At 69.0% G+C, this 6399-nt stretch carries 7 protein-coding genes and 1 other RNA gene; 7 read left to right on the forward strand and 1 reads right to left on the reverse strand.

Annotated features, from left to right (window positions below; all coding sequences use genetic code 11):
- Window positions 1–30 precede the first annotated feature (30 nt).
- The 3 genes from zwf (at window position 31) to petA (ending at window position 2701) form a co-directional block, all read left to right on the forward strand.
- A complete protein-coding gene (zwf, locus tag HLH21_RS13735; protein WP_182944312.1) occupies window positions 31–1509 on the forward strand; it encodes a glucose-6-phosphate dehydrogenase in 1479 nt (492 codons plus the stop codon).
- Between the two features lie 5 nt (window positions 1510–1514).
- Window positions 1515–1955 (forward strand): hypothetical protein, encoded by a 441-nt coding sequence (locus HLH21_RS13740; RefSeq protein ID WP_182944313.1) that lies wholly within the window; start codon window positions 1515–1517, stop codon window positions 1953–1955.
- Window positions 1956–2038: 83 nt separating this feature from the next.
- On the forward strand, window positions 2039–2701 hold the full coding sequence (petA, locus tag HLH21_RS13745) for a ubiquinol-cytochrome c reductase iron-sulfur subunit (RefSeq protein ID WP_182944314.1): 663 nt from the start codon (window positions 2039–2041) through the stop codon (window positions 2699–2701).
- A gap of 20 nt (window positions 2702–2721) precedes the next feature.
- Here petA and HLH21_RS13750 read toward each other — a convergent pair whose 3' ends face one another.
- Window positions 2722–3648 (reverse strand): alpha/beta hydrolase, encoded by a 927-nt coding sequence (locus HLH21_RS13750; RefSeq protein WP_246379752.1) that lies wholly within the window; start codon window positions 3646–3648, stop codon window positions 2722–2724.
- Window positions 3649–3773: 125 nt separating this feature from the next.
- Between HLH21_RS13750 and rnpB the strand changes: the two genes are divergently transcribed.
- From rnpB to ftsL, 4 genes are all read left to right on the forward strand, one after another.
- Window positions 3774–4188: RNase P RNA component class A (gene rnpB, locus HLH21_RS13755), an RNA gene on the forward strand.
- A gap of 317 nt (window positions 4189–4505) precedes the next feature.
- Window positions 4506–4979 (forward strand): division/cell wall cluster transcriptional repressor MraZ, encoded by a 474-nt coding sequence (mraZ, locus tag HLH21_RS13760; protein ID WP_182944316.1) that lies wholly within the window; start codon window positions 4506–4508, stop codon window positions 4977–4979.
- Entirely contained in the window at window positions 4976–5983 is a 1008-nt protein-coding gene (gene rsmH / locus HLH21_RS13765) for a 16S rRNA (cytosine(1402)-N(4))-methyltransferase RsmH (RefSeq protein ID WP_182944317.1), read from the forward strand. Before mraZ ends, rsmH begins: the two co-directional genes overlap by 4 nt.
- The coding region (ftsL, locus tag HLH21_RS13770) for a cell division protein FtsL (RefSeq protein ID WP_456305464.1) at window positions 5980–6399 on the forward strand (420 nt) is incomplete at its 3' end. The genes rsmH and ftsL, both read left to right, overlap by 4 nt.

Consider the following 6399-nt stretch of genomic DNA (forward strand, 5'->3'; position numbering starts at 1 on the left):
ACAATCAGAACCTTGCAGGAGGCCGCTTCGATGGCTCAGCTCCCACCCGTGGATACTTTCGACTACATCGTGTTCGGGGCCACTGGCGATCTGACGATGCGTAAATTGCTGCCCGCGCTGTACTACCGGTATCGCGACGGACAGGTCCCCGATGACTCCCGCATCATCGGCACCGCGCGGTCCCCGCTGTCGCGTGAGGAATATCAGGCCCGCGCCGAGAAGGCGCTGAAAACCTTCGTCAAGCCGGACGACCTGAACGACGACACGGCGCGCCGCTTCCTGGACCTGGTCCATTACGTCAGCCTGAACGGCGCCGAGGCCGACAGCACCTGGCCCGCGCTGAAATCCCTGCTGGCCGACGCGCCGGCGGACCGGATCCGCGTCTACTACCTGGCGACCGCACCCGGCCTGTACGGCCAGATCTGCGAGAATCTGAGCACCCAGGGCCTGGTGACCCCGCAATCCCGCGTGGTGCTGGAAAAGCCCATCGGCACCGACCTGACCAGCGCCGACGCCATCAACGACGGCGTGGGCAAGCATTTCCCGGAAAACCATATCTTCCGCATCGACCACTACCTGGGCAAGGAGACGGTCCAGAACCTGATCGCGCTGCGCTTCGCCAATCCGGTGTTCGAACGGCTGTGGTCGAGCGATGCGATCGAGTACATCCAGATCACGGCGGCCGAGACGGTGGGCGTCGAAGGACGCGGCCCGTACTATGACAAGTCCGGCGCGCTGCGCGACATGATCCAGAATCACCTGCTGCAGGTGCTTTGCCTGGTGGCGATGGACCCGCCGGGCTCGCTGGAGGCCGACAGCCTTCGCAACGAGAAGCTGAAGGTGCTGCACGCCCTGCGCCCCATCGCGCCGGAGGACGTCGCCACCTATACGGTGCGCGGCCAGTACACGCGCGGCAAGGAGGGCGACAAGACCCTGCCGAGCTACCTGGAAGACCTGGGCCAGGACGCGACCAGCAACACCGAGACCTACGTCGCCATCCGGGCCGAAATCCATTCCTGGCGCTGGGGCACGGTCCCGTTCTACCTGCGGTCGGGCAAGCGGATGGCCGAGAAATGCAGCGAGATCGTCATCCAGTTCAAGGCCGCCCCGTGGTCGATCTTCCCGACCCGCCCCGAGGCGAACCGGCTGGTCATCCGCATCCAGCCCGACGAGGGCGTGACCCTGTCGGTCTCGACCAAGGATCCGACACCGACCGACTCCCTGTCCCTGCGCCGGGCCGACATCAACATCGCCTTCGAGAAGGCGTTCAGCACCCGCTATCCCGATGCCTACGAACGGCTGCTGCTGGACGTCGTGCGCGGCGATCCGGTGCTGTTCATCCGCCGTGACGAGGTCGAGGCCGCGTGGCGCTGGGCCGATCCCATCCTGAAGGGCTGGAGCGAGAACAAGGCGCCGCTGGAATCCTACCCGGCCGGCAGTTGGGGCCCGGCGGCGGCGAACGCGCTGCTGGCGCGCAGCGGCCATCGGTGGCACGAGGACATGGTATAACCGGCATGGCCCGAGACCCTTCCCTTTCGGGACGGCGCCCCCGCCTGACGATGCGCCAGCGCATCGTCAGGCGGGTGCTGATGGTCGTGCCCCTGGCGCTGCTGGCCATCATCAGCGCGCGCATGGGCTGGCTGGACCAGGCGGCCGACCAGATCACCTTCCGCCATGCCAACTGGTTCGACGACACCGCGCTGGTCGAACATTTCCGTACCGTGGTGACGCACAACGGCATGACCGACACGCGCGGCGACTGCCTGCTGTTCATCGTCAACGGCAACGACCCGCCGGACGCGGCGCGCTTCGACGTGATGGAAAAGCATTCGGGACACTGCCCCGGTCCCAAGGGCGCGCTGCCCAAGCTGTTCACGCTGAAGATCGACCGGCTGGCGCAGACCGCGCAGACCGACTGGGGTTCGCCCGGACAGTTCCACCCCCTGCCCCGCTAACTTCGACCACCCCCCTTGCTGCGGGGGCGGCGAGACAGTTACCTAAGGGGCGTTACCCCCGACATACGGCTTACAGGACATAGATGACGACGACCGGACAGACCCGGCCCGGACCGATACCGGCCGACACCGCCCCCGCCGCCGGGCGGCGCGATTTCCTGGCGCTGGTGACCCTGGCGACCGCCGGCGCGGGGGTGGCCGCGTTCGCATGGCCGTTCCTCGACAGCCTGCGGCCGGGCGACGCCGCCGCCGCGCATGCGCCGATCGACGTCGACGTCTCCAAGCTGCCGCCGGGCCAGCAGATTACGGTGGTATGGCACGGCAATCCGGTTTTCATCACCCACCGCACGCCGGCGTCCCTGGCGCGACTGCAGGAGGCGTCGCTGAAGGCGCGCCTGCGCGACGGGGCGTCCGGCATGGTCCAGCAGCCGCCCTACGCCACGAACTGGCATCGTTCCATCGCCCCCGAATACGGGGTGGTGGTGGGGATCTGCACCCATCTGGGCTGCGTGCCGACCTACGCCCCCACGCCGGACCCCAGCACGCCCATCGCCAACTGGCCCGGCGGCTATGCCTGCCCCTGCCACGGGTCGAAATTCGACCTGGCCGGACGGGTCTTCATCGGTGCGCCCGCGCCGTACAACCTGCCCGTCCCCCCTTATTCGATGCCCAACCCGACAACGATCCGCATCGGGCAGAACCCGCCGGGGTCGGATTTCGATTTTTCCAGCATCCTGCAGATCTGACCCCGGCGGAAAACCCGGACTCAGGGCCGCGCGCGGCTGTCGGCGAAGGCCGCGCGCAACTGCCGCCCGCCGAAGCGGATGGCCGCCTTGCCCCACGGCATGATCGAATACAGGTTCAGGTAGCCGTGGATCGTGCCGGGAAAGCACCGCACCGTCGCGGGCACGCCCACCGCGCGCAGGGCCTCGGCATAGCCCGTCCCCTCGTCATGCAGCGGGTCGCACTCGGCCGGCACGATCACTGCCGGCGCCACCCCCGACAGCGACGGCGCGAAAATCGGCGCGACCAGCGGATCGCGCAAATCGTCGGGCGTGCGGACATATTGCTGCGCGTACCATTCCAGCAGCCGGGTCGTCAGCATGTAGCCATGCCCGTAGGTCTGGCGCGACGGCACATCGCGCGCACCATATAAGGACGGGTAGTACAGCAACTGCATCGCCAGGTCGGGGCCGTCCCCGTCGCGCGCCAGCAACGCCAGCACGGCCGCCAGGTTGCCGCCCGCGCTGTCGCCCGCGACCGCCACGCGCCCGCCCCAGCGCCAGGCCTCGCCCGCCAGCCAGGCCAGCGCGGCCCGGCAATCCTCGACCGCCGCGGGAAAGCGATGTTCGGGCGCCAGGCGATAGTCATACGACAGGACCGCGGCCCCCGAGGCCCGGGCCAGGCGACAGCAGATGCCGTGATGCGAGTTCAGCCCGCAATGGACGAATCCGCCGCCGTGCATGAACAGGACCACCCCCCGGACGCGCCCATGGGGAATGTAAAGCCGCGCCGGGCGCAGTTCGGTCGCGCCGGGCACGCGCAGGTGCAGCACGCGCCTCAGCGGCAGGCTGGACAGGCGTTGCGGAAAGCACGGGCGGTCCAGCAGTCGCCGGATGCTTTCCAGCGAATGGGGCACGCGCGCCCGCGTGGTGGCCCGACTGGCCAGATGCCGCAGCAGAAGGCGCGCCATGAACCCGGGCCCCGCGCGCCGTTCCGGTCCCAGAGCCATTCCAGCACCCCTCCACCCCGTTACCTGTCTTTGATGCGGCGCATTCCCCCTTGACGCAACCCGACGGCATCGTCAGTTTCCGCAGGCCAGATGGTCGGGCGACCGCTGTTGCATGGATTTTCCATGCGATGGAGGAAAGTCCGGGCTCCACGGAGGAACGGTGCCGGCTAACGGCCGGCGGGGGCGACCCCAGGGAAAGTGCCACAGAAAACAAACCGCCCCCACGGCATTCCGGTTCGCCGGAGATGGTGCGGGCAAGGGTGAAACGGTGCGGTAAGAGCGCACCGCGCGTGCGGTAACGCAGGCGGCAGGGCAAACCCCACCGGGAGCAAGACCGAATAGGAACGACAGACGGGCCGCCTTCGGGCGGGGTCGTCGGGGGTCTCCGCCCCGTCGTTCGGGTTGGTCGCGTGAGGCGTGCCGCAAGGCGCGTCCCAGAGGAATGGTCGCCCCCCTTCGTCAGAAGGTGGACAGAACCCGGCTTACAGACCATCTGGCATTTCCCCCCTCTTTCTCTTTTCGTTTCATGTTCGAAGGCCGCATCGTCCAGCCGTTCATAAATAGAACATAACGTAAACATCCGTATTCGCCCCGCCCGGATCCCGTCTGGACGCACCATAATTTAGGCGGCTGGGTCCGGAACTTGCTTGAACAGCAAAAAACAGCGGTTTTCCGCCAGAATTTCGGTGCGTTTAATTTGACGTCCCATAAAATCCCATGATATCCCATAAAAACCCGGACGACAGCCGCAGCACGCGACGCGCACGGAGTTGACGCGCCGCGTCGCACGACATCAGCCAAGGGGGGCATCGCGTAGCGTGAGTGTGTTCCTTGGCACCCACCAGAACCGCCTCGACGCCAAGGGGCGCGTCTCGATCCCCGCGAGCTTCCGCACCGCATTGCGCGCGCAGGCCGCCGCCGGCGAGTCCCTGGTCATCCTGCGCCCCTCGCATCAGCATCCGTGCATCGAGGCCTGGCCGCCCGCCACCTTCGCCGCCCTCAGCCAGCCGCTCGACCGGCTGGACATGTTCTCGGACGACCATGACGACATGGCCGCGGCGCTCTACGCCGACGCCTATCCCGCGGATTCGGACCGCGAGGGGCGGATCATCCTGCCCGACACGCTGAAAGAGCATGCCCGCCTGACCGACAGCGTGGCGTTCATGGGGCTGGGCCGCATCTTCCAGATCTGGGAGCCCGCCGCCGCCGAACGCCGGCGCGCCGAAGCCCGGACGCGCTCACGCCAGGTGGCGCTGCCGGCACGGGGCGGCAACGGGGGCGCTGCGCCATGACCGCCCTGCCCACCCCCGGCCACATCCCGGTCATGCTGTCCGAGGTGCTGGACATGCTGGCCCCCCGCGACGGCGCGACCTATCTGGACGGCACGTTCGGCGGCGGCGGCTATGCCCGCGCCATCCTGTCGGCCGCGCGCTGCACGCTGTGGGCCATCGACCGCGACCCCGCCGCCATCCGGCGGGGCGAGGCGCTGCAGGCCGAACTGCGCGCGCCGGACGGAACATCGCGCCTGCACATGGTGCAGGGCGGCTTCGGCGAGATGCGCGACCTGCTGGCGGAGCGCGACGCGCCGATGCTGGACGGCGTCGTGCTGGACCTGGGCGTGTCGTCCTTCCAGCTGGACGAGGTCGAGCGCGGGTTCTCGTTCCGGACGGACGGGCCGCTGGACATGCGGATGGGCGACACCGGCCCGACGGCGGCCGACATCGTCAACACGATGGCGGAAGCCGACCTGGCGAACATCATCTATGAGTATGGCGAGGAACGACGCTCGCGCCGCGTCGCCGGCGCCATCGTCGCCGCGCGCGCCGAGGCCCCGATCCTGACGACGTTCCGCCTGGCCGAGATCATCCGCTCGGTCGTGCCGGGCGACCGGTCGGGCATCGACCCCGCCACCCGGTCGTTCCAGGGCATCCGCATCCATGTGAATGACGAGCTGGGGCAGATCGTCTCGGGCCTGGACCAGGCGATGGAGATGCTGTCGCCGGGCGGCCGGCTGGTCGTCGTGTCGTTCCATTCGCTGGAAGACCGGCTGGTCAAGCGGGCGATGAACCGCGCCGCCGGCCGGCTGCCCGCCCCCTCGCGCCACGACCCCGGCGCCATGCGCGCCGGACGGGACGCGCCGGCGTTCCGGTTGCTGACCACCAAGGCCCTGCGCCCCACCGACGCGGAATGCCGCGCCAACCCCCGCGCCCGCAGCGCACGCCTGCGCGCGATCGAACGCCTGCCGACCGCCGAAAGCCCGACTTCAGCCCCCTCGAGCACGGAACATCGCCCATGATCCGGTCCTTCACCTTCCTTTGCGCCGTGATGGCCGGCCTGTCCGGGTTGTTCCTCTATTCCAAGAAGCACCAGACGACCCTGCTGGACCAGCAGATCTCGCACATCGTCGCCGACACCCAGCATATCCGCGAACAGACCGCGATGCTGCGCGCGGAATGGGCGCTGCTGAACCAGCCGGACCGGCTGGGGGCGCTGTCCGCCCGTTTCCTGCCCGGCGTCCGGCCGATGGCGCCGACGCAGTTCATCCAGATGGCGTCGCTGGCCGACCGCCTGCCCGCCCCCGGATCGAAGCCGCTGCCGGTGGCCAACCCGCGCGCGACGATGGGCGCGACCCTGGCGGCGGCGACGCCGGCGCATCAGCCGGCCGAGGCGCCCGTACGGGTGGCCGCGACGCCGCCCGCGCCGCATGCGCCG

Origin of the sequence: Gluconacetobacter johannae (assembly GCF_014174305.1) — a bacterium.
GTDB lineage: Bacteria > Pseudomonadota > Alphaproteobacteria > Acetobacterales > Acetobacteraceae > Gluconacetobacter > Gluconacetobacter johannae.

Coding starts and splice junctions, on each gene's coding strand:
- zwf (WP_182944312.1), top strand. CDS start 31: ATGGCTCAGCTCCCACCCGTGGATACTTTCGACTACATCGTGTTCGGG.
- HLH21_RS13740 (WP_182944313.1), top strand. CDS start 1,515: ATGGCCCGAGACCCTTCCCTTTCGGGACGGCGCCCCCGCCTGACGATG.
- petA (WP_182944314.1), top strand. CDS start 2,039: ATGACGACGACCGGACAGACCCGGCCCGGACCGATACCGGCCGACACC.
- HLH21_RS13750 (WP_246379752.1), bottom strand. CDS start 3,648: ATGGCGCGCCTTCTGCTGCGGCATCTGGCCAGTCGGGCCACCACGCGG.
- rsmH (WP_182944317.1), top strand. CDS start 4,976: ATGACCGCCCTGCCCACCCCCGGCCACATCCCGGTCATGCTGTCCGAG.